Origin of the sequence: Clostridium sp. BL-8 (assembly GCF_002006495.1) — a bacterium.
Classification (GTDB): Bacteria; Bacillota; Clostridia; order Clostridiales; family Clostridiaceae; genus Clostridium.
On the sequence record NZ_LZZL01000069.1, the window covers coordinates 1 to 23,245 of the forward strand.

A 23,245-nucleotide genomic window follows, 5' to 3' on the forward strand; every position below is an offset into this window, starting at 1 on the left:
CAAATGTTTAAGTCATAAATAGAAATTAGTTCAATTTGTTATTGCAATTTGTCATTAAATAAAATTCTTTATAATTTACAATAATTTAAAATTAATTATTTGTACTTTGAGATAAAAATGCAGTAAAATAAAGTTAAAGCAGTATGTATGTCAAAATTTAGCTAAAAGTTTCTAAAAGTTACAAGTTTAATTTGCATAAAATGATGGTTAAAATAAGAGTTTGAATTTGAATAGGAGAGAGAATTATGGAAAAAAGCGATTTAAATTATTCAGGAAACTTAAATGAAGAATTCGTAGCTGATAAGAGCATTGATTTAACTGCTATTGCATATGCTGCGGCAGAAGCAACGAAAGTATTAGGGGAAAAGCCTGAAAAAGCAACTGTAGAAGTTAGCGGGGATATTATTAAAAATGCTATGGATTCTGAAAAAGATGATTTAAGGAGTATAGAATATGCTATAGCAGCGGGAATTGTAGCAGGAAAGCCTGAAAAGAAACTAGATGCAATTTCAGAAGTGACTGAAGAAGAAAAGAGAAAGATTAAAGAATACATAAATACTCATTCGATAGAGGTTAAGCATGCAGAAACAGCTTTTATATTTGACATACAAGTAAATTTAATTTGTGAAAAATCATTTACAAAAGTTAGAATTGTGAACAATTACACAAATATTATTTTAATTGAAAAGAATGATGATATAATTTATATAAAAGAGGCAAGCTTCTCTGATGACAACTTATTAAAAACAGGTGAAAACATAGATTCCTCGCATTTTATAGATATTAAAGACATTAAGGATATCATTGGAAAGAAAAAATAATAGTATATTTTACAAAAAAAGATTAACTAGAAGTAAATGCTGTACTTCTAGTTAATCTTTTTAGTTATTAATTATCACATTCGTGAACGTGACAAAGCTCACCTGAATCTACAATAGAACCTTCAAGCCATCTTGAAGCTACTGTTTTTACGTCTCCAGAGCAGCCTCTTAATACTTCGATTCCAGCGTTATTTAAGACTCTTACAGCACCTTCACCCATATTGCCTGCAAGCATAACCTTAACGCCTTTATCAGAAAGTGTTGAGGCAATATTAGATTTACAACCACAACCCTCTGGTGATTTAAGAATTTCAGTGTCTGTTATTTTTTTAGATTGTGTATCAACAGTGAAAAGTGTGTAATATTCACAGTGTCCGAAATGATCGTCGATATTATTATTACGTGATGGTAATGCAATTTTCATAAAATTAACCTCCATAAGATATATTATTGAATATGGAATATGAAATATCATTATTGTCATATGCCACTAATAATATAATAAACTTATAAGGGAAAGATGTCAATAATAAGTGGAGACAGTTTTTATACTTTTTAATATTAGAAGGCTTATTTAATCATTAAATATATTAATGGTTATCATTGTATAATTGTATTTTACTTATAGATATTCCTGTATTATACTTAAGCTTATTATAATTTTATTTTAACTTATGAAGGATGTTTTAAAGGAGATGTATAGTAATTATGGTTAATGCAAAAAGACAAAAGGAAATGAAAGGATTAGGATTTTTATTACAAAATGACAAAGAACATTATGCCGTTAGATTTTTAAGTAAAGCTGGTAATTTTACAGTAGAAGAGTTAAATAATATTAATAAAATTGCAGAAAAATATGGACAGGGCTATTCTGGGATTACAACAAGACTTCAAATTGAAGTTCCTTGGATTAAAGATGAAGACGCTGAAAAAGTAATTCAAGAAGCAAAAGAATTAGGACTACGTCATGGTGGTACAGGTCAGAAGGTAAGGCCTTTAGTTGCTTGTAAAGGAACTGTATGTCTTCATGGAAATATTGATACTCAAGAAATTTGCAGACAATTGGAAAATAAGTATTTCGGTACGGACACGCCACATAAATGTAAAATGGGAGTAGTTGGTTGTGCAAATAATTGTGCTAAAGCTAATATAAATGATATTGGAGTTATGGGTAGAACAATACCAGAATTTAATTTAGATAACTGCGTGGGCTGTGGGCTATGTGTACAAGGCTGTAGACAAAAAGCATTGCAAGTTGTAGATAAGAAAATAGTTTATAATGAAGAATTATGTGTAAGCTGTGGTGAATGTGTCCGAGTATGTAAAACAAATGCTGCTATTGTAAAAGAAAAAGGAGCAGAAATATTTGTTGGGGGAAGATTCGGACGAGGAATAAGAATTGGAGATTCTCTAGGAAAAATATTTTCTGAAGATGAGATAGTGCCAGTTGTAGATAAGATAATGGAGTACTATAGAGAGTGTGGTACTAAAGGAGAAAGAATATCTACTGTTATGGATAGAGTGGGAAAAGAAAAGTTTATAGAGGATGTATTAAATAGGATTTAATGCAATAAATAATGAGGAACTATATTTAGTTCCTCATTGTTTTTACATAATTTTTTAACATATCTATGAAAACCAAAGCTCCCTTTGATGGAGTTATGCCTTTAGGAAGTATATACGAAAACTCTCGGGTATAACCGTTAGGGGTTTCTAAAATAGAAAGCTCCTTATTTTTCAATGAGTTTTCAATAACAAGAGATGAAATAAAAGTAATACCTAAATTATTTTTAACTGCTTCTTTTACAGAATAATTACTTCCAAAAACAATTATATTTTTGGGATTTATATTATTACTAGTTAAGAAATGGTTTAAGTATTCTCTTGTTCCAGAACCTATCTCTCTGCTTATCCACGTTTGATTTTGCAATTCTTGAGCTGAAAATTTATTATTAATTAAACAATAATTATAAGGAACAGCAACCTCCATTACATCAGTATAAAAATGATTGACTACAAAACTTGAAGAAGGCACCGTGCCTTCAACGAGAGCTAAATCAACTTGAAAACTTTTAACTTTATCACAAATGTGCTGGGTATTTTCTATTGTAACTTCAAGCTCCAAATCAGGATAAGCCTTTGCAAATTTTCCTAAGAAAGCAGGTAGGAGATATTCTCCTATTGTAAGGCTTGCACCAATATGTAATTGCCCTTTTAGTATGTTATTGCTGTCCAATAAATCATTTCTAGTATCATCTAATAGTTTTATAATTTGTTTTGAACGTTCATAAAGAAGATAGCCTGCTTGAGTTATGTTTATATTTTTTTGCTTGACTGAGCGTTGTATTAAAATTGTATCAAAATAATCTTCAAGATGTTTTATATGTAAGCTGACACTGGGCTGAGATAAATTAATAGCTTCTGCAGCTTTAGTGAAATTTTTGAATTCTACAACAGCTATAAACGTCTTAAGTTCATCTATCATTAAATTCATCCTTTCAAACAATAAGAAAAATTAATGGTTATTATAAGATATATATATTTCACTTATAATTATACTACATTTTTATTTGCAATATAAAGAATTATAGGGAAAGATTAGCTATAAATATTGTGGCATAAAGAAAACTTAAATGTCGTTGCAGTGGAACAAGTGAAATGATAATGAAAGAGGTATAGTAGTTGTAATATCAGATTTTATTAACCTCATATTATAATAATTCATATTATAATATTATAGAAATATTGAACTGTGGAAATTATGAAGAAGTATAATTGCAAAAAACATAGAAAAAGCAAAAAATTAAATGACGAGAAGGGAAAATCATGCAATCCAAATCCGTATTCTAAAGCAGTCATACCACCATGTGCAGAATATTTGAAAAATGATAATGTATTGCTAATAAATAATGATATGCTTTATATAAATAATAACAAGATATATGCATTTATTTCTTCGAATGCTTCCAATCAAGATTCTAAAGGCAATTCAAGTGAATCATTAAATACTAACATTGAAATTAGTATAACAACATTTATAATTGGATTATTTATTAATCAAATCCAAAAGGGAATTATAGAATACGATGAAGATAAGCCAATTCATCAAGATAAGAAGATTGATGAATTAATACATCAATGCCTCAAAGAATCATTAAATAAATCTGGAACAGAGGAAGGAACAGGAGAATCAGAAGAATCTCAATTATCTAAGGAATCACAAAACTCTGACAAACAATCCAATGAATCTAGTATAAACAAGGAATCAAAAGAATCAGGAATATCAGAAGGTATTCAAATAGAATATTCATTAAATTTTATCATATCTAACGGCAATGCGATTGTTAATTTTGTGACATATACTTTAGATATAACTGAACTTAATTATATAATATTATTTACTATAAATAGATTAGAAGGTGATCCAGGATTATACTTTGCGAATAATGGTTATGCAACGCCTATTCCTGCCAATATATATTTAGCTGGATTGAATATAAGATTTGTAAAAGATAACGGATTTGTATAAGAAATCCGTTAGTAGCTACATTCATATAAAAAGTGAAATGTTGATTTTATCAGTTTAAGTAAAGGGAGACATGTACAATTATTTATAAAATGTGTATATGTCTCCTTGTGAAAAATAAATATTTATTTAAGTATTTCAGAACCTTCGCTCATTAATGTAAGTGTATCATTTATTTTACAAGCCTTATCTTCGTTAGTAAGTACAATTAAATAATCACCAGGAAAAATAATGGTGTCGCCTTTAGGAATTATCTCTTCCTCACCACGTTTAACAGCTACTAACAAGCAACGAGAAGGCCATTTAATTTCTTTGATTTGTTTCCCGTCTAATTTCGATCCCATACATACTGGAAATTCTAAAATAGCTTTATTCTTTTTATTGCCAATAGATATTTTATCACCGCTATTTTTAAGAATTTTTTCAAGCAGTGCTTCATAAATTGGTTTGGAACCTAATACATCTGCTACTATATAGGAAATTATAGCAACAATGGCTAAAGAAAGTAAATGATTAAAGGATCCAGTCATTTCTGTAATTAATATAGTTCCAGTTATAGGTGATTTTACTACAGCAGCAAAGTAACCAGCCATACCAAGTATAATAAAATTACTTATGTACATACTGTCAAAGTGAGCAAAATGTATAAGTATTACTCCATAGGTATTTCCGATTAGAGCGCCAATTGTAAGTAATGGAAGAAAGATTCCACCTGGAGCTCCAGAACCAAAGCTTGCCATGGTAAACAGAAATTTCATAACAAGAATAATTGCTAAAAGTTTTAAAGAAAAATTTCCTATAGTTAATGAGCTTATAAGATCATGTCCACCTCCTAGAACTTGGGGTAATAAAAGTCCAAAGATAATTGATAGCAGCAAAGGGATAACAATTCGTAATTCTTTTTTTAACCAGGTTTGCTTAACATATAAATCTTGAGTTTTTAGGAGAGTTACATTAAATAACACGCCTAGAACACTTATGATGATACCTAATAAAATTATGTAAAAATAAAATTTAAGTGGAAGTAAAGCAAGATTTCCGAAATTAAATACTGGTTTTAATCCTAAAAAGCCACTAGCTATGAAATCTGCTGATAGGGCAGATGATATAGCGGATAATAAAATTAAAGGTGAAAAATTTTTATGAACTTCTTCTAATGCAAACATTGTCCCAGCTAAAGGTGCATTAAATGCAGCAGCAAGTCCGGCACTAGCTCCACTCGTAATGAGATATTTTTCTTCAATCTTTATTCTTTTAAAGATTTTACTAAAACCTTGTCCAATTGCAGCACCTAATTGGACAGATGGACCTTCTCTTCCTAAGGAAAGTCCAGCGCCTATTGAAAGGACTCCTCCAAAGAATTTTCCAATTATCACTCTCCACCATGACATGTCAAGCTTCCTAAGTAAAACTCCTTCAATCTGTGGAATTCCGCTTCCACTAATCATAGGCTCATTTTTAACCATTAGACCTACAATGTATCCGATGATTATTAAAGTTATAATCCACGGCAAGATGAGTATAGGTTTATTGGATATGGTTTTGTAAATATCATCTAAAATAATCCCTGCCTTTTCAAGTGCAAGGCGGTATAGCACAATTAATAACCCTGAAGTAATACCGATACCTATTCCTTCAAAAACAAGCTTTAATTTAAAATTATGCCAATGAAACAATGTATTATAAGTATTTTGTTTGTTCTTTGATTCCAATTTTTTGCCTCCATTATTACTGTATCTAAATATAATTAATTTATATCTTTATAGTCTAAAGACACAACATATATATTAGCATATATATATCTATATGTTAATATGTAATAGAAAGTAAACTGTAGCAAGAAAGCAAATAATATCTGCTATTCTGTAATTAAAAAAATAGTAGATTAAAAATAATCATTAATTCAGGATTAATTAATAAAGCTAAGGTTAATTTCTTACAAAAATGTTCTTTAGTTTAATAAAAGCTCCTTGACTATCTGGAGCAATATATTTTTTCTTTGGATGCTTATCTTCTACAGCCTTAATAAATTCATCAATTATAGAATCTATATTAGAGGATTCACTTAGTTTGAAATATTTATATTGTTTTTTCTCCAGTTGCTTGATATAAGGTTTAAAATAAGAATTTATTTTCATCCAATTAAACTGTTTAGATATATTCTTCTGATTAAATCCTGTAGAATAACTACCTGGCTCAATTAATATTACAGGAATATTAACATTTTTTAGTTCCTTCAGTTCCTCGTTCAAAGATGGGGCTATAGCTTCTAATGCAAATTTGGTTGCACAGTAAGGAGAGAGAAAAGGAATTGGATAACGGCCGGCTAAAGAAGATAGGAAAATTATTCGTCCTTTTTTTCTGGAAATCATCTGCTTTAAAGCAAGCTGAGTTAATTCAATTGGACAAAATACGTTAGTCTTAAATGTATCTATATACTTATTAATATCTACCTCAGCTACTGAACCAGAATCTCCAATGGCGGCATTATTTATTAAAACATCAATTTTAATATCTGTTATTTTCATCCTATCTTCTCTACATAAAAGATCTAGTTTAAAGCTTTCTAGGGGAAGTGCATATTTCTTGTTTAATAAATTTAACTTATTGGCTTGATCTTCAGTATGTGTTGTTGCATATACATAGTGCCCTCTTCTGGCTAAAGCAATTGATGCTTCAAGTCCAAGCCCAGAACCACAGCCAGTAATTAATATTCTTTTCATTTCGTTACCTCAATCCGTTTAAAATTAAAGAAAAATAGATCACACATTTATGTATATTGTTTCGCGTTTTAATATAAGTATGTATTAAAAAATATAAAAAAATAAGACTCAATTATATTAAAGAGTCTCATTTTTATAATATTGGCTTTTTATATTTTTAACCCAAATATTCATATCTTCAAAGGTACCACATATGTTACAATCATTAACAATTCGGCCTGTAAATGTGTAATTTTGCTTGCTTAATAGATAATTGATACTTGGATTTATGGCTCTGGATAAACTGTATAAGGTTATAAAACCTTTAAATTTAAGATCACATTCTAGAGTGTGAACAATATTTGATAATATTCCATTGCTTTCATAAGCGGGATAAGTAGCACAATCAGTTATTTCTGCATTTAAATTTTCTCTATCCATGTTTGCAGAGGCTATGCTGATGATTTTTCCATCATAAATAGCAACCTTATATAAAACTTTTTTATTCATATTGTCTCTTAAAAATTCTTCATCATAAATAGGATAAGGATATGTGGAAAAAACTGTAGCAAATAATTTTATCATTTCTTTTATATCATTTCTGGTTGCATTTCGTATAATATAATCTAAATTATTATGATTGGGGATAAATGTGTTTTTTACATTTGAACATTTATTAATTAAAGAATTTTTCTCCATAAAATTACTACAGATTTCTCTATCGCTGCTGATAAAGTAGGACATACAAAGTGCATCTTTGCCTTTAAAGTATCCATTAATTTTTCCCTCCAATTTAAATCCTGCATTAGTAAAGAAAGTAGAAGTCTCCATATTGCAATAACAAATGACTTTACCTAGGTGTTGCTTTGAAGCATAGTGTATTATCCTTTTTAGATTTTGAACAGATATATTAGTAGTATCAATTATTTTTATACGTTTGCTGGCCAAATCTACATATATTTTAGTACGGTCTATATTAGTGTAATAATTGTTAATAGATTTATAGTTATCTAATTTCATTAAAATTTATCCCCCTTTTCTATTTTTGGCATTTATATTGTTTAATAAGGAGAGATTTTTATAATTTTCTTATAAATTAATCATTTTTTCATAAATTTAGAAGTTGAAAATCAACGACAACATCAGGTCTATATTTTATAAGGAATTCATCTAGTTTGCTAGTACCTTCAATCTTTATATAAAGTTCTTGAATGCTTAGTACTTGTCCTAGATCCATGCATTTTTTTATACTTCCAGGACTACACATAGCTAATACAATTTTCATGTATCTTTGTTCAAATATCATTTTGGTTATTTTTTCTGGTTTTTCCAATACCAATTAAACATACTTCTAACATAATAAACCTACTTGTAAATTTAAGTATTAATTAAGCAAAATAATAAGCTGCAGAGAAGTCTCCACAGCTTATTAAGCAATAACTATTTATTGGTATACTAAAAAAACTATGTGATATAGTATACGAACACTTCTCTTCAACGCTTACGAGATTAGCTGACGGATTCGGATTGAAGATAATTAACCCTACTTATCAGAAATGATAAGATTAACCCCAATAGTTGGTTCTCCCGCTCAAAATGATTCAGCGATATTAATATTATTTTTTATTAACACTTTCATATAAACATATCATGTTAACATATATGTGTCAATATGATATGTTTATATGAAATTTTAGTTAAAATATAGAATAGATTATTAAATATTGACGTATATTTATGTAAATGTTAGTATAATTAAGTTATAGTATATTTATTCAGAAAACATAGTGATTTTACGGATTACTCAACATAGATGGAGGTTGTTTATGGATACCACGCTTAGATCAAAGGAAGAATTAATATCAAAGATGGAAGAGCTAATATCAAAAAATGAAGGTCCTTTTAGTATAGTGGCAGCTGATATTGATGACTTCAAAAATTTAAATAATATACATGGAAAATCTATTGGGGATGAGGTGATAAAGAAGCTTATTTCAATCTTTAAGAATAATTTGTCCTCAACAGATATGGTTTGCAGATTTGGTGATGAATTTAATATATTGCTCGTAAAAAAAGGAGCTGAAAGAAGCTTTATGGAGCTAGAGGAAATAAGAAGGTATTTATCAGATAACACGTTCAGCTTGAATGACGATGAAAATATTTATTTTACATTAAGTTTTGGAGTAGCGAGTTATCCAAGAGATGCTAAAAATGTTGTAGAACTTTTTAGAGTAGCTGATAGTGCACTATTTAGAGCAAAGGGACTGGGGAAAAATAGAATATGTCTTTCAGAAGCAGAAAGCATGGTTTTAAAATCAAATTATTTTACGAAAACTCAGCTTGATAGACTATCAAGACTTTCAAAAGCAACTGATAGAACAGAAGCTTTTCTACTAAGAGAAGCACTCGATGATTTGTTTAAAAAATATAGTAAATAAATATAAAACTTATTTATGTTACGGCGTGTAAATAGACGATAATAATACATTAAAAGTAATTTAGAAATGATAATTACATATAGCTTTTGCAAAAAAAGATAATATAATTGAGTAATTATATTATCTTTTTTATATATCTGATAGTTGAATTTTCTAATTATACATTATAATGAAAATGTTTCAGTTTCACCGTTGAAAGAATAGATGGAAGCTGTTCCCTTAGTAAAGTATAAAACAGCAAAAATCCCGTCATCCAGGCTGTACATGCGTTTTAAGGCTGGATATGCTTCTAATGCAAATTCCTTTACTTCGCGTCTATCATCATTTGCAACTTCTCCAGCAACACGAATCCATTGACCTTTTTTGTTCATAGTAGAGATTTCAACCTTTGGGTTTTGTAACATTTGCTTAAAACAATCTTTTTTGTTGTTAGTAACAATATATAATTTTTCTTCATATTCAAAAACAGCGCCAAATGGTCTTACTCTTGGTTGATCACCTTCAGTAGTAGCTAAGTAAAAAGTACCACTCTCTTTTAAAAATTCCAATGCTTTTTTCATAATGATTGCTCCTCCTACATCTGCATGCTAAAATTAATTATACAATAATGATAACATGTATAGTATAAATAACAAGTACGATTTTTATATTGTGTAAGTATCTATTAGGATACTATGGAAGGAGATATGATGGAAGATAATAATGATCTTTTTGGAAAATGTCCATATTTTACAGTTCAAAAAGTGTTCTCGGGGAAATGGTCAATATTAATCATGCATCATTTAAATGATGAAACATTGCGTTATGGAGAATTACAAAGAAGAATTGGGGATATTACACAGGCTACCCTAACCAAACAATTGAGAATGCTTGAGGATTTCGGATTGATTAATCGATATGTTTATTCGGAGGTTCCTCCAAAGGTAGAATATTCACTAACAGATTTGGGAAAAGCTTTTAGGCCAGTACTGGAACAATTTAAAATTTGGGGAGATAAGTATATTGAATATCTTAAAAGTAAATAGAGCATAGTAAAGTTATAATAATGTAGTGAGTGAATATAAAATAAATGTAAAAAATGATTATAGAATATCAAGAGGTGTAAAAAGCCTCTTTTTTATGCAAATGAGGTGATATCTAGAAATGAAAGATAAAAAAAGAAACTAGCGGGTATTCTAGTTTCTTTTATAAATGGGTATATATAAGGGTTAAGAGATATTGAAATTTATAAGGGGTAATTTCAATATGTATAAATAACTCTATAGCACTAATATTATACGACATATTATGATAAAATGCAACATAAAAAAATAGAAAAAATATAATTTTTTAAATAAAAATAAATGTAAACGATATATTAAAAACACTTGGTATGTGAAGAAGATATTTTTTAAATTTTATAATATTAAAAAATTAAGAAATTCAATAATTAGGAAAAATGATCTGATATAATTTACAGTTAACTATAAAGTCTCATATGTGAAAAAGCTTCATGAAATGTTAACTATATATACTTGACAAGTATGTTATAATTAGTGCATTCTAAAAAAATATTGAATAATATATGCAGATATTAAAAGTTCTGCATAAAGTAAGGATGTGAAAGAATGGGAATACAAATAATATCAGCAGGCAGTGCTTTACCAGAATTAGCGGTGACAAATGATGATTTATCTAAATTTCTAGATACTAGTGATGAATGGATTAGTACTCGTACAGGAATTAAACAAAGATATATTGCAACAAAGGAAACAACTACGGATTTGGGCATAAAAGCAGCTAGAATTGCTCTTAAAAATAGTGGGCTATCCAAAGATGATATAGAATTAGTCGTATGTGCTACAGGAACACCAGATGTATGTGCACCAACAGTAGCAGCAAATATAAAAAAGGAATTAGGAATAGAAAGTGCTCCGGCTTTTGATATGAATACAAATTGTTCAAGCTTTATATATGCAATTACTGTTGCTGAAAGCTTAATGAAGAATTGTAATTATAAAAATGCAATTGTCATTGGTGTTGATGTAAATAGTCAGATTGTAGATTGGCAAGATAGAGGGACTGCGGTGCTATTTGGAGATGGAGCAGGGGCAGTAGTATTATCAAATACTGAAGATACGGGGATTATAGCTACATATTTAGATTGTATTATAGATAAGGATAATTCTCTTGCATGTAACAATAAAATAGATGCGACTCCGTTTTTTGAAGCAGATGCTGATAGGAATACGAAAGTGACAATGAATGGAAAAAGCATAATGAGGTTTGCAACAAAAGCATTTACAGAAGCAGTGAATGCTGTTGTAGATAAAGCAGAGATTTCAGTAAGTGATATTAAACTTATTATCCCTCATCAAGCAAATTTGAGAATTTTAAAGGCAGCTGCTGGCAAGATGAATATAGATGAAGATAAAATATATGTAAATATAGATAAAGTAGCTAATACACAGGCAGGAACTATTCCGATTGCATTGCATGAAGCCTTAGAGAAAAAACTTATAAATAGAGGTGATATTATTCTATTCGTAGCTTTTGGAGCAGGACTATCTTCAGGTGCAGTGTTACTTAAATGGTAATAATTCAATTTAGGTTGATATTGTTAAAAAACTATTTATCTTAGAAAAAGTTAATTAATTTGGTATTATATTAGACAAAGATTATAATAATTTTAAAATATCAATAATTCTAATGCTATTCTAATTATATTTTAATCTAATTTTAATGTTATAATGCAATAATAGTAGAGAAAAAGATTTATTATTATAACGAAAAGAAAAGTATTCTTTCATCATCAAATATTTTTCTAGAAGTTTTTTTGATTTCTGAAAGTCGTCATCAGAAATCTATAGAAAATCTTTTAAATTTTTATTCATATTTCTAAAAAGAGTTGTTTTTGCGGCAACTCTTTTTGTATTTAGATGAGATTATTAAAAAATGATTTGTTTAACTTAATATGTCCAAGTATTTTTTGATAATAAATGATTCGAAACTTATAGAAATAATATATATCAATAAAAAACTAATTAATATATAATATTTTATTATCAAGAGTAGAAAATTAATTAAGAAATATGGAAGGCAGATTAATTACGAGGAGGATATAAATTTGAACGATTTTAAAATTCTTTTAGTAGAAGATGAGAAGCAAATGGCTATGTTTATTGAAATGGAACTTACGCATGAAGGATATAAAGTTGATGTGGAGTATGATGGAAGAGAAGTTGTTAAAAAAGTAAAAGATTCAGAATACAATTTGATACTTCTCGATATCATGATACCTAACTTAAATGGAATTGAAGTTTGTAGAAGAATTAGAGAATTCTCTAATGTGCCAATAATAATGCTGACAGCTAAAGGAGATGTATCAGATAAAGTTATAGGTCTTGATGCAGGTGCTAATGATTATTTAACTAAACCATTTGATATAGAAGAATTATTAGCAAGAATAAGGGTGTACACAAGGGAAAAAGTATTAAACAATGAGATTAATACGATTAATGTAAATGATATAACTATGGATGATAGAACACATCAAGTATGGAGAGATGGAAAAGAAATTGAACTTACTAAAAAAGAATATGATCTTTTAAAAACTTTATTAGTAAATAAGAATATTGTTCTTACAAGAGATCAATTAATTGAAGCGGTATGGGGATATGAGTATGCAGGAGATACTAATGTAGTAGATGTTTTTATAAGATATTTAAGAAGTAAAATTGATGATGAATTTAATGAAAAAGCCATATCTACTATAAGAGGAGTTGGATACGTTATTAAAGGGGAGTAATTATGAATTTTAGAATTTTTAATAATGCAAGAATTTCTATTAAGCTTACTATAGTTTATACACTTATGTTTTCGTTAATATTGATTGTGTTAGACGCATCAATTTTATTTGGAATAGAGCATTACTTATATACTGAAGCAGATGGAGATATTGAAGATACACAAGATATAATATTAAATATGGTTGCAGCAGGAGACCAGCAATTAGATTTATCAAATGATAAAATATTCTCTGATATATCATCAAAAGAGGATATATATGTAAGGATAATAAAAGAAGATGGAGAATTAATAAATACATCAAAAAATTTTCCGAAAAATCTGAGCAAACTTGAATATAATGTTAAATATATAAATGATAATGAGATACACTTAGATCATAAAGGAAGACATTTTGAATATAAAGGTGTTGAATATGATAGTGAGGAATATGGTGAAGTATATTTCCAAATAATAAAAGATATGAAAAGTGAATATAATTTTATGAAAATAGTATTTGTACTCATGGCAATTGCTGATTTCATAGGTATTGTTGCTTCCATTATAGTAGGATACATAGTAAGTAAGAAAATGCTAAAGCCAATTGATTACATAACTGAAACTGCTAAAAATATAAGCATTAATAATTTAAAAGAAAGAATGGATATAACAGGCCCGGATGATGAACTTAAAAGACTTGCAAATACTTTTAATAATATGATAGATAGACTTCAAGATTCATTTAATAGGCAGATACAATTTGTAGCTGATGCCTCTCATGAGCTTAGAACTCCAATTGCAGTTGTGCAAGGATATGCAAACCTTTTGGATAGATGGGGAAAGAATGATGCAGATGCATTGGAAAAATCAATATATGCAATTAAATTAGAAGCTAATAATATGGCCGATTTGGTTGAAAGATTATTGTTTTTAGCAAAAGGTGATAGTGGTACTCAGGTGATAGAGAAGAAAGAATTCTCCATTAATGAATTAATAGACGAAGTAGTTAAAGAAAGTAACGTTATAGATCAAAGCCATGAAATAGTTAGTGTTAGAAATGATATTGGGAAAATTGTTGCAGATTATGGTATGATTAAGCAGATGTTAAGGGTATTTATTAATAATAGTATGAAGTTTACTCCTGAGGCTGGAAAAATAGTAATCAACTCTGAAATAAATAAAGAATTTGTAAAAATAACTGTTAGTGATACAGGAATAGGAATGCCTAAGGATGAAATAGAGAATATTTTCGATAGATTCTATATAATAGATAAATCAAGATTTAAAGGAAGAGCAGGCACAGGATTAGGTTTATCTATTGCTAAATGGATTATTGATATTCATCAAGGAAGTGTGAAGGTAGAAAGTGAAGAAGGAAAGGGGACAAATATAATTATTACGTTATATCTTAACACGAAATATAATTAAAATAGAATTTGCATAAAAAATTGCTGGAAACTTTTGCTCCCAGCAATTTTTTTATATTTTTAAACTTTAGGAAATTTTATACAATATTTTATTAAGAATGTGTAATAGCGTTAACAATCTTATTTCATTAGTAATTATGTGAACTTTTAATTTGAATTATTGAATCCAAGCTCCAGAAGCATTTAATACATAACCATCAACAGTTGTATTAGAAAGCATAGCGCCTGATGCATTTAAGTAATACCAAGTACCATTGTCATTTACCCATCCAGTAGCCATAGCGCCTGATGATTTTAAGAAGTACCAAGTACCATTATCATTAATCCATCCAGTAGCCATAGCGCCTGATGCATTTAAATAGTACCAAGTACCATTGTCATTTACCCATCCAGTAGCCATAGCACCTGATGATTTTAAGTAATACCAAGTACCATTGCTGTTAAACCATCCAGTAGCCATAGCACCGTCAGCTCCAAGGTAATACCAAACGCCTCCAACATCAGCCCAGTTATTAACTACTTTAGTTCCAGTTGCATCATAGTAATTCCAAGTTCCATCTGCTAATTGAGTCCAACCAGGTGTACCTGTTGTAGTAGCTGGTGGTGTAGTTGTGGATGCATTTCCTCCATTAACAGTTGTGTAGATATCTCCATTATTTTCCCAAGCAATCATGCTATTGTCATCATAAACGCTTATTGAATCTAATGATGAATCACAAGTATAAACTTCTGTCATAGAACCATTTTCATATTTGTAGATTTTACCATCTGCAACTCCCCAAATGTTTCCATTAACGTCAACATCATATGAATCTGTGTAATCAGTATCACTATTATTATTTACGTCAAAGCTGTCATCTGAATTTTTTTCCATTAAATAAGTATCTACTTTATTGTTAGTATCAAAACTTGCTGTAGCAGATGTAGTAGTTGCAGTAAGTGTATCATCCTTATATCCTGGATATGCTAAGAATTTTACTTTATCTTTCTTAAAGTCTAAAGAAACTGCATCTACCTTATCAGTACTTGCTTCAATGGCAACTAAGCTTCCATTATTAATAGTAAACTTAGGTCTAGATATTCCTCTACTACTATCTACATTTATTACATCTGCTTGTGTTACTTGTGTTAAGTCATTAACACCAGTAGCAGTTTGGAAGGCAGTATATGCATCTGATGCGTCTCCAGAATCATACTCTTTTCCATCTGCATTACCAATTTCGTAAGAGTCTACAGTTTTTGGAAGGTAAGCATCATCTTTTTGATCACCTTGTGTTTTAGAAATCTTTTGAACGTAAGTACGTATAGTTGTAGTTCCTGTTTGATTAGCAGCGCCATCAACATAAGCGCTTGAATCTGTAGTAGTTCCACCAGTAACTCTAGAATTTGCAGATGTATCAGTTATAGCAACTGTTACTAAAGCATAGATGTAATCTTTATCTTGAGTTAAAGCAACGGGTTGTTTAACTAATGTAGCTAATAATCCACTATCACTGTCTTGATCACTATAGTTATTGCTATAGTTGTTAATTTTAACTGTTCTACCTTCTTTTGTACTATAAGCATATATATTTGCAGTGTAAGAAGCATCTACATATTTACCATTACCATCTGTAAATCCATATAATTTACCGTCTTTACCTACATAACTATCTGCATCGGAGCTATTTGGCGTTACAGCATATGAGTACCAAGTATCTCCAAATTTATCTCCTGGTATAGCAAATACTGTACTGTCTGTATTACTAGTATCTTGTCCATTTTCTAAATCACTTGCATCTACAGTGATATCTGATTCTTTTTTATATCTGTCAGCTTTATTTAACTTAGTTTGTAATTTTGTTGCTGCAGTGTCGATATCATCTGAAGGAGTTGTATCACTGCTTATATCTCCATTTGTCAAATCAACTAAATATTGATCTGAGCCATCATTAGCAAATGCATATTTATCAGCATATGTTGTGTTAAGATCTGCACTTGAAAGGTCATCTAATGCTTTATCTTGAGTTCCATCATTATAATAAATTTCATCAGTATCATCACTGCTCTTGTAGCCTTGATATGCGTATTTACCGTCTGAATATGCTATTGCATTTGTAATATTACCATCATTAGATTGTAATCTTGAGGTAGTAGAATCTGCTGCCATAGCTGGCACTACTGACATAATTGAGGCAGCAGCTACTAGTAAAGCTGTAATTTTATTTTTTCTTTTAAACATAATGTTTCCTCCGTTAGTTAATATTTAATGTGTTTGTACAATGCTATTTTTGCACCACAAAATTAAAATTACATTAAAGTAACATTAGAATAACATTAGATTATAATAAAAATAGCTATTAAAGTGTATACTAAACTATCTAGGGAACATATGTAACTTGTTTCAGAGATATATGTAAAATACAGATTGTGACATATCTGTGTCTCTAAGTATTAATAATCTAGTTTTTTAAAGCATTTAAGGAATTTTTATTGTTTATATTTTATTCTACTAATAAATAGGTGGGATTTTACAATCGACCAATTAATAACAAATACTGCATATTAACTATTCTAATGTTATTCTAATATCATTTTAATATTATTTTAATGTTTCCATGTAAAAATAAAAAATGTAAAAAAGATTCATAATATTAACTAAGGAAAAAACATTTTGTTTGCTCTTTTAAATATTTTTTCTGAGTTTTTTAATTTCTGTAGGATTTAAACAGAAATTTATATGAAATTTTTTTAACATAATTTTCTGAATTTAAAAATATTGTCGGTATATTTTAGTACCGGCAATATTTTTTTATATATCCATAATAATAGGGGGGATACTGGTGATTCAGAAAGTTTCTAATTATGACAGGAAATAAATCTTTCCTTTTCTAAAATTATATGCAGATTTACCGACCACAATAAAATAGTAAAATGTGAAGTGAAAATTATTTTATAGGAAAACTTAAGGGAATTTTAATCTGATTTTAATCTTTTGAGTTCATAATAACAAAGCAAGATGATTTGTATTAAAAATTGTTAAATTTCATAAAAGCTTTTTCAAGTTTATATTTATATGTACATTACCCAACAGATGTATTAGCAGGTATTATTTTAGGATTAATGTGCGGCAGAGTATCAATTGCTTTGTCACAATATATTACAGGAAGGACAGATAAAAATGAATATGGAACTTTTTAGAATAATAAATAATTTAGCAAATAAAAATGCAGTTTTAGATAAAATAATGATTTTCTTTTCTACAGATGTACCTTATATATTTATGGCTATTATTGCAATAGTATTTATCACTGGACTAACCCAAAAGAATTGCAACAGCAGAAAAACTGCTGTTAATACTTTTATTATAACAGTAATTAATTTGATTTTAAGTTTTATCATAGGAAATATATATTATGTAGACAGGCCTTTTGTTCACAATAAAGTAAATTTATTAGTTCCACATGTACAAGATGCATCATTTCCAAGTGATCATGCTACAGGAACCATGAGTATAGCATTAGGGTTAGAAAAATATAATAAAGTACTCAGTGTAATATTAACTATAATATCGATACTTGTAGGTTTTTCAAGGGTATATGTTGGAAATCATTATCCTACAGATGTTATAGGTGCATATGTAATGGTTGTTGGAGTAAATTATATTTATAATTTAAAAATAAGAAGTAAAGTTGATAATTTATATGAAATAGTTGAGAAGAAAATAGCAACAAGATTGGGAGTTGAATCGTTATACAAGACTGCAAATAGATAAGTTAAGCTAACGAGCCGGTTTATAATATAAGTAATTTAGTAAAATAGGCACTTAAAGAAGATAAAAGAAATTAAGTCTTTTATCTTTTTTATATTATTTCCTTAATCTTTGAAATAAGAAGAGAGCTTTAAAGGTAAAGTATATTTATTTCTATAGAAATAGTTGTATTTTTTGGATAATAGGGAAAGGTAAAAACGGATTGTTAAATTGTTTATATGTGAGGTGAAAATTTTGGGATTTGTAATAGAATTATTTAATAATTATGGATATGCTGTTTTATTAATTGCTTTAATATTGGAACTTATAGCGTTTCCTTTGCCAGGGGAGGTTCTTATGACCTATTGTGGATATGTTATATATGAGGGGAAAATGAGTATAACTACGAGCATAATAATTGCTACATTCGGAGTATGTATAGGAGTTACATTATCATATTTCATAGGGAAAATATTAGGAGAATCATTTTTTAAGAAGCATGGTCATTATATTCACATGGATAGGAATAGATTAGATAAAATATCAATATGGTTTGAAAAACATGGTAGAAGGTTATTAATTGCAGCATATTTTATTCCAGGAGTAAGGCATTTTTCGGGTTACTTTTCAGGTATTTCAAATATGTCTTATATGAAATTTTCAGTTAATGCTTATATAGGAGCATTAATATGGACTACTACCTTTATTTCATTGGGAAAATTTCTAGGAACTAATTGGCATGCATATAATGGACTATTAAAAAAATACTTGTTAATAGGAATTTTAATTTTCACTATAATCGCTATCCTTATGTATTTTTATAAAAATCATAAAGAAAGAACATTCAAGTGTAATTATTAATGATCATAAATGTCTATTTCATTTATGCAAGTAACATATAACTAAGCAATAAATGGATATACGGAGGGGAGATAATTGAAAAACGGCAATTATAATAGAAAAAATAATTCAATAACTCAACGAACTGGAGCAAAATTATCACTAAGTAGAAGAATGTTAAATAAGGTTCCAGAGATTACAATCTTCTTCTGGGTTATTAAAGTGTTGACCACTGGAATGGGAGAGGTGGCATCTGATTATTTAGCTAATCATATAGATCCGGTAATTGCAGTAATTATTGCGGGAATTGCATTGATAGCATCGTTAGTATTACAAATATCAGTGCGTAGATATGTTCCGTGGATATATTGGTTAACTGTTATTATGGTAAGTATTTTTGGCACCATGGCTGCTGATGTATTACACGTTGGATTAGGTATACCATACATTGTTTCAACAATGTTTTTTATGATTACGCTAACAATTATTTTTATAATCTGGTATTTAAGTGAAAAGACTTTATCCATACACAGCATCTTCACCAGGCGCCGAGAGTTATTTTATTGGTCTGTTATATTGACCACGTTCGCACTAGGTACAGCAGCAGGAGATATGACTGCAACAACAATGCACTTAGGTTATTTATACTCGGGAGTGCTGTTTGCAGTGTTGATTGCTATACCAGCGTTGTCTTACTGGCTACTATCATTAAGTGAAATTTTTGCATTTTGGTTTGCTTATATAATTACGAGGCCATTAGGTGCTTCGTTTGCGGATTGGATGGGAGTGCCTTACGATAGAGGAGGGCTTGGACTTGGAACTGGTACGGTTAGCCTATGTTTAACGATTATAATTTTTATTCTTATCGGTTATCTTACAATAACACACAAGGATATTAAAGATTTTGAGAATGAATAGTTGCAGTCTCATGGTTAAAAAAGTATTTTTTATAAGCATTATAAGGTTATAGAAGAGGCATTATTCATAGTTTGTTTAAAGCTTTTTATTTCTTTATTTAACTAAACGAGATTTAGCAGCCAGAACATCTACCACAAACACTTTTGCATGGTGATATGCAAAGGTGTTTTTTGTTTATTTAATAAATAGTTTAACTTTTGTTTAATTTCTGTTTAACTTTTTAAAGCTGATAGTTTAAAATTGGTTGGTAAAATAAATATAACCTGGTTTTGCATGGTTAGTTATGATTAATATATCGGTTATTCAAAAATATGTATGAAAAGTTTTTCGTAAAACCCAAAATAGACATCATCTTGCATTATAAGAGGGAAGTTTTTAGTAATAGGAGTATTAATTTGTATAGAGTTAACTATTTTCATACTTGTAAATTTGATGTAACTTATGACTAATAAACATGGCTAGTGTTAAGAAGGGAGACGTTATATATGTTGGGTAGAGTCTGAATTCCAGTGCGATAGGAAAGAACATTCAAATTAGCAAGTTACATTTATAATTTAAAATTAAGAAACAAAGTAGAAAATTTATATGATTTAGCTGAAAAGAAATAACAGATGTTAGAAGGTATGATTATGGAAACTAGAGAAATAAAGTCGTTATTTAATAATTTGAAAATTAAAACAGGTTTATATATTGTATTAACAATATCTATATGCGCATTATTGATTTTAGGAGGCTTTGCTTATTATACAATTAATAATATAAAGTCAATGCAGGAAGATATGTATACAAATTCATTAATTCCAATATCGCAGGCTTCAGAGATCAAAGCGGATATAATGGAATCAAAACTTTACATAACAAGAGTAGCAACTATGGAATATAAACAAGACGAAGTTCAAAAAATTGATGAAATTGATACTGAAATTAGATATTTACTTAAAAATTATGAAAATAGAGATTTAGATGAAAATGAAAAGGAATATGCACAGAATGTAAACTCTGTTTATGAAATATATAATAATGATTGGAATTCCATTGAATCAAAATTATCATCTGGTCAAAAGCTAAATGAAGAAGACTTTAAAACTTTTGATGTAAACTGCAGTAACATAGATAGTGCAATAGATGAGATGATTAATTATTGTAAAGAGGATGCTGGCTCATTGCAGTCTGATGCTAATATGAATGCAATGAAAAGTGTTGAAATATTCATAGGTCTATTTTTAATATCCATAATATTGATGGTTTCTATTACAATTATGATTATTAAAGCAATTAAGATTTCTATTAAAAGCTTTACTGTGGATCTTGATACTATATCAGAAGGTGATTTTTCAATAAATATAGATAGTAGTAATAATAATGAATTCGGCGTAATGAAAAAGCAATTAGCTGTATCTGTTGAAAAAATCAAATTTATGATTCAGTCAATAAGATCTGCATCAAATACAGTTGATAATCAGTCTAATTTACTTTTAGAGTTATCAAACGAAATCGCAAGCTCTTCCAAGGAGGTAGTAAATGTAATAGAACAGGTTTCAAATGGTACTCTTACTCAGGCTGATAATTTAACCAACATGAACAACTATATAGGAGATTTTGGTCTAAAAATATCTGAGATAGTAGCTTTAATTGAAGATGTTGACAAGAATACAGAACTTATAAATGATAAGGCTATGAGTGGAAATAGTAATTTCAAAATGTTAATAAATTCTGTAAATGAAGTGAAACATTCATTTACAGATGTAAAAAAACGAATATTAGGGCTTGGAAAGGACATCAATGAAATAAACGAAATTATAAGTCTTATAAATAATATAGCAAATCAAACAAATTTATTAGCTTTAAATGCGGCTATTGAAGCAGCAAGAGCGGGAGAGTAAGGAAAAGGTTTTGCAGTTGTAGCTGATGAAATAAGAAAATTAGCAGAGCAATCGAAAGAATCTTCTGATAAGATAGGCAAGTTAATTCAAAGTATTACTGAGGAAACAGGTGTAGTAGTAGGTACAACAGAATTAATGGACAATGAGCTTGAAAAGCAGGAAAGTGTAATTGATAATTCAATTACTTCATTTGATGAAATAATAAGTTCAATAGGTGAAGTTACTTCTAAAATTAATAAGATAAATTATATGTCTAGTGATATAAACAATGATAAAGATTTAATCATAGAAAGAATTGATGAAGTTTCTTCAGTTGCGGAGGAGATATCTGCATCTACAGAAGAAATATCATCTACCTTGCAAGAAGTAAGTGATTTTACACATAAAATTACAAAATCAACAGAAACACTTGATTTGTCATCAAAGGAAATGTCAGAGAAAGTAAATAAATTTAAAATTTAAATAAAGGTATAATTGTTATAAATAATAGGATAAATTTATCAGATACAATTCCGAATATCATATGTTTTTTAGGTAATTATAGCAATTGTTAAAAAATAGATGTAATATATGTATATAAGTGATTTTACTAACTTAGACTAAAGTATCAATTAACTATATTCAGAAGTATACAGGATATTTAATTTTTGATTTAAAGTTAATGAAAGTCGATTCATTTTAGTAATGAGGTAGATTTATTGTTGAATAATTTTTGATATTGGAGGTGGCTTCATGTTTTCAAGATTAAAAGGAGGTAATTACATGTGGTTTGCATTTGCAATATTGTCTGCAGTATTTGCAGCACTTACATCTATTCTGGCCAAGATAGGTATTGATGGGATAAATTCTAATTTAGCAACGGCTATACGAACTGCAGTAGTTTTAGTAATGGCATGGGGTATAGTTTTTATTACAGGTATACAGAACCAAGTTTCGAATATAAGTCAAAAGAGTTGGGTATTTTTAATTTTATCGGGTATAGCTACAGGGTTGTCATGGCTTTGTTACTATAAGGCATTACAGATTGGAGATGTTTCTAAGGTTTCTCCTGTGGACAAGTTCAGCATTGTAATTACAATGATACTTGCCTTTATAGTATTAAGGGAAACAGTAACTGTAAAAACAATTCTTGGCGGCATATTTATTACAATAGGAACATTTATTATGATTTTATAATTATAAAATAGCGATGGAT

The 23,245-nt window shown here is 28.8% G+C and carries 21 protein-coding genes, 1 pseudogene and 1 riboswitch; of the genes and pseudogenes, 14 read left to right on the forward strand and 8 right to left on the reverse strand.

Going from position 1 to position 23,245, the window contains the following annotated elements; all coding sequences use genetic code 11:
• Window positions 1-245: 245 nt before the first annotated feature.
• A complete protein-coding gene (locus CLOBL_RS20130) occupies window positions 246-821 on the forward strand; it encodes a hypothetical protein (RefSeq protein ID WP_077860660.1) in 576 nt (191 codons plus the stop codon).
• Window positions 822-888: 67 nt separating this feature from the next.
• Here CLOBL_RS20130 and CLOBL_RS20135 read toward each other — a convergent pair whose 3' ends face one another.
• The gene (locus CLOBL_RS20135) at window positions 889-1,245 is read right to left on the reverse strand and encodes a NifB/NifX family molybdenum-iron cluster-binding protein (RefSeq protein ID WP_077860661.1); all 357 of its coding nucleotides are present in this window, start codon (window positions 1,243-1,245) and stop codon (window positions 889-891) included.
• 284 nt (window positions 1,246-1,529) lie between these two features.
• Between CLOBL_RS20135 and CLOBL_RS20140 the strand changes: the two genes are divergently transcribed.
• Window positions 1,530-2,387, forward strand: coding sequence for a 4Fe-4S binding protein (locus CLOBL_RS20140; RefSeq protein WP_077860662.1), 858 nt, complete (start codon window positions 1,530-1,532; stop codon window positions 2,385-2,387).
• A gap of 25 nt (window positions 2,388-2,412) precedes the next feature.
• On the opposite strand, the gene CLOBL_RS20145 is transcribed toward CLOBL_RS20140, so the two are convergent.
• Window positions 2,413-3,306 (reverse strand): LysR substrate-binding domain-containing protein, encoded by an 894-nt coding sequence (locus CLOBL_RS20145; protein WP_077860663.1) that lies wholly within the window; start codon window positions 3,304-3,306, stop codon window positions 2,413-2,415.
• A 276-nt stretch (window positions 3,307-3,582) separates the two neighbouring features.
• On the opposite strand from CLOBL_RS20145, the gene CLOBL_RS20150 reads away from it, so the two are divergent.
• Entirely contained in the window at window positions 3,583-4,350 is a 768-nt protein-coding gene (locus tag CLOBL_RS20150) for a hypothetical protein (protein WP_077860664.1), read from the forward strand.
• Between the two features lie 122 nt (window positions 4,351-4,472).
• Here CLOBL_RS20150 and CLOBL_RS20155 read toward each other — a convergent pair whose 3' ends face one another.
• From CLOBL_RS20155 to CLOBL_RS20170, 4 genes are all read right to left on the reverse strand, one after another.
• Window positions 4,473-6,059 carry a ClC family H(+)/Cl(-) exchange transporter gene (locus CLOBL_RS20155; RefSeq protein ID WP_077860665.1) on the reverse strand — a complete coding sequence of 529 codons (1,587 nt, stop codon included), beginning with the start codon at window positions 6,057-6,059 and terminating at the stop codon, window positions 4,473-4,475.
• A 216-nt stretch (window positions 6,060-6,275) separates the two neighbouring features.
• Window positions 6,276-7,070, reverse strand: a complete 795-nt coding sequence (locus tag CLOBL_RS20160) for an SDR family NAD(P)-dependent oxidoreductase (protein WP_077860666.1) — start codon at window positions 7,068-7,070, stop codon at window positions 6,276-6,278.
• A gap of 117 nt (window positions 7,071-7,187) precedes the next feature.
• The gene (ablB, locus tag CLOBL_RS20165) at window positions 7,188-8,069 is read right to left on the reverse strand and encodes a putative beta-lysine N-acetyltransferase (RefSeq protein ID WP_077860667.1); all 882 of its coding nucleotides are present in this window, start codon (window positions 8,067-8,069) and stop codon (window positions 7,188-7,190) included.
• Between the two features lie 88 nt (window positions 8,070-8,157).
• Window positions 8,158-8,388 (reverse strand): hypothetical protein, encoded by a 231-nt coding sequence (locus CLOBL_RS20170; RefSeq protein WP_242953884.1) that lies wholly within the window; start codon window positions 8,386-8,388, stop codon window positions 8,158-8,160.
• A gap of 144 nt (window positions 8,389-8,532) precedes the next feature.
• Window positions 8,533-8,666, reverse strand: a riboswitch (cyclic di-AMP (ydaO/yuaA leader).
• 209 nt (window positions 8,667-8,875) lie between these two features.
• Here CLOBL_RS20170 and CLOBL_RS20175 point away from each other — a divergent pair.
• The gene (locus CLOBL_RS20175; protein WP_077860668.1) at window positions 8,876-9,487 is read left to right on the forward strand and encodes a GGDEF domain-containing protein; all 612 of its coding nucleotides are present in this window, start codon (window positions 8,876-8,878) and stop codon (window positions 9,485-9,487) included.
• A 164-nt stretch (window positions 9,488-9,651) separates the two neighbouring features.
• On the opposite strand, the gene CLOBL_RS20180 is transcribed toward CLOBL_RS20175, so the two are convergent.
• Window positions 9,652-10,047 carry a pyridoxamine 5'-phosphate oxidase family protein gene (locus tag CLOBL_RS20180; protein WP_077860669.1) on the reverse strand — a complete coding sequence of 132 codons (396 nt, stop codon included), beginning with the start codon at window positions 10,045-10,047 and terminating at the stop codon, window positions 9,652-9,654.
• A gap of 129 nt (window positions 10,048-10,176) precedes the next feature.
• On the opposite strand from CLOBL_RS20180, the gene CLOBL_RS20185 reads away from it, so the two are divergent.
• From CLOBL_RS20185 to CLOBL_RS20200, 4 genes are all read left to right on the forward strand, one after another.
• Window positions 10,177-10,512 carry a helix-turn-helix domain-containing protein gene (locus CLOBL_RS20185; protein WP_077860670.1) on the forward strand — a complete coding sequence of 112 codons (336 nt, stop codon included), beginning with the start codon at window positions 10,177-10,179 and terminating at the stop codon, window positions 10,510-10,512.
• Between the two features lie 582 nt (window positions 10,513-11,094).
• Window positions 11,095-12,063 (forward strand): beta-ketoacyl-ACP synthase III, encoded by a 969-nt coding sequence (locus CLOBL_RS20190; RefSeq protein ID WP_077860671.1) that lies wholly within the window; start codon window positions 11,095-11,097, stop codon window positions 12,061-12,063.
• Between the two features lie 530 nt (window positions 12,064-12,593).
• Window positions 12,594-13,274 carry a response regulator transcription factor gene (locus CLOBL_RS20195; RefSeq protein ID WP_077860672.1) on the forward strand — a complete coding sequence of 227 codons (681 nt, stop codon included), beginning with the start codon at window positions 12,594-12,596 and terminating at the stop codon, window positions 13,272-13,274.
• 2 nt (window positions 13,275-13,276) lie between these two features.
• Window positions 13,277-14,680, forward strand: a complete 1,404-nt coding sequence (locus CLOBL_RS20200; protein WP_077860673.1) for an ATP-binding protein — start codon at window positions 13,277-13,279, stop codon at window positions 14,678-14,680.
• Window positions 14,681-14,836: 156 nt separating this feature from the next.
• On the opposite strand, the gene CLOBL_RS20205 is transcribed toward CLOBL_RS20200, so the two are convergent.
• Entirely contained in the window at window positions 14,837-16,900 is a 2,064-nt protein-coding gene (locus CLOBL_RS20205; protein WP_077860674.1) for an N-acetylmuramoyl-L-alanine amidase family protein, read from the reverse strand.
• Window positions 16,901-17,694: 794 nt separating this feature from the next.
• On the opposite strand from CLOBL_RS20205, the gene CLOBL_RS20210 reads away from it, so the two are divergent.
• From CLOBL_RS20210 to CLOBL_RS20240, 6 genes and pseudogenes are all read left to right on the forward strand, one after another.
• Complete coding sequence (locus CLOBL_RS20210) at window positions 17,695-17,859, forward strand: phosphatase PAP2 family protein (RefSeq protein ID WP_242953885.1); 165 nt, start codon at window positions 17,695-17,697, stop codon at window positions 17,857-17,859.
• Window positions 17,840-18,433, forward strand: a complete 594-nt coding sequence (locus CLOBL_RS20215) for an undecaprenyl-diphosphatase (protein WP_077860675.1) — start codon at window positions 17,840-17,842, stop codon at window positions 18,431-18,433. Before CLOBL_RS20210 ends, CLOBL_RS20215 begins: the two co-directional genes overlap by 20 nt.
• A 231-nt stretch (window positions 18,434-18,664) precedes the next feature.
• Complete coding sequence (locus CLOBL_RS20220) at window positions 18,665-19,270, forward strand: DedA family protein (RefSeq protein WP_077860676.1); 606 nt, start codon at window positions 18,665-18,667, stop codon at window positions 19,268-19,270.
• A gap of 75 nt (window positions 19,271-19,345) precedes the next feature.
• Window positions 19,346-20,167 (forward strand): hypothetical protein, encoded by an 822-nt coding sequence (locus tag CLOBL_RS20225; RefSeq protein ID WP_242953886.1) that lies wholly within the window; start codon window positions 19,346-19,348, stop codon window positions 20,165-20,167.
• A gap of 629 nt (window positions 20,168-20,796) precedes the next feature.
• Window positions 20,797-22,512, forward strand: a pseudogene (locus tag CLOBL_RS28175) (methyl-accepting chemotaxis protein).
• Between the two features lie 300 nt (window positions 22,513-22,812).
• On the forward strand, window positions 22,813-23,226 hold the full coding sequence (locus CLOBL_RS20240; protein WP_077860688.1) for an EamA family transporter: 414 nt from the start codon (window positions 22,813-22,815) through the stop codon (window positions 23,224-23,226).
• Window positions 23,227-23,245 lie beyond the last annotated feature (19 nt).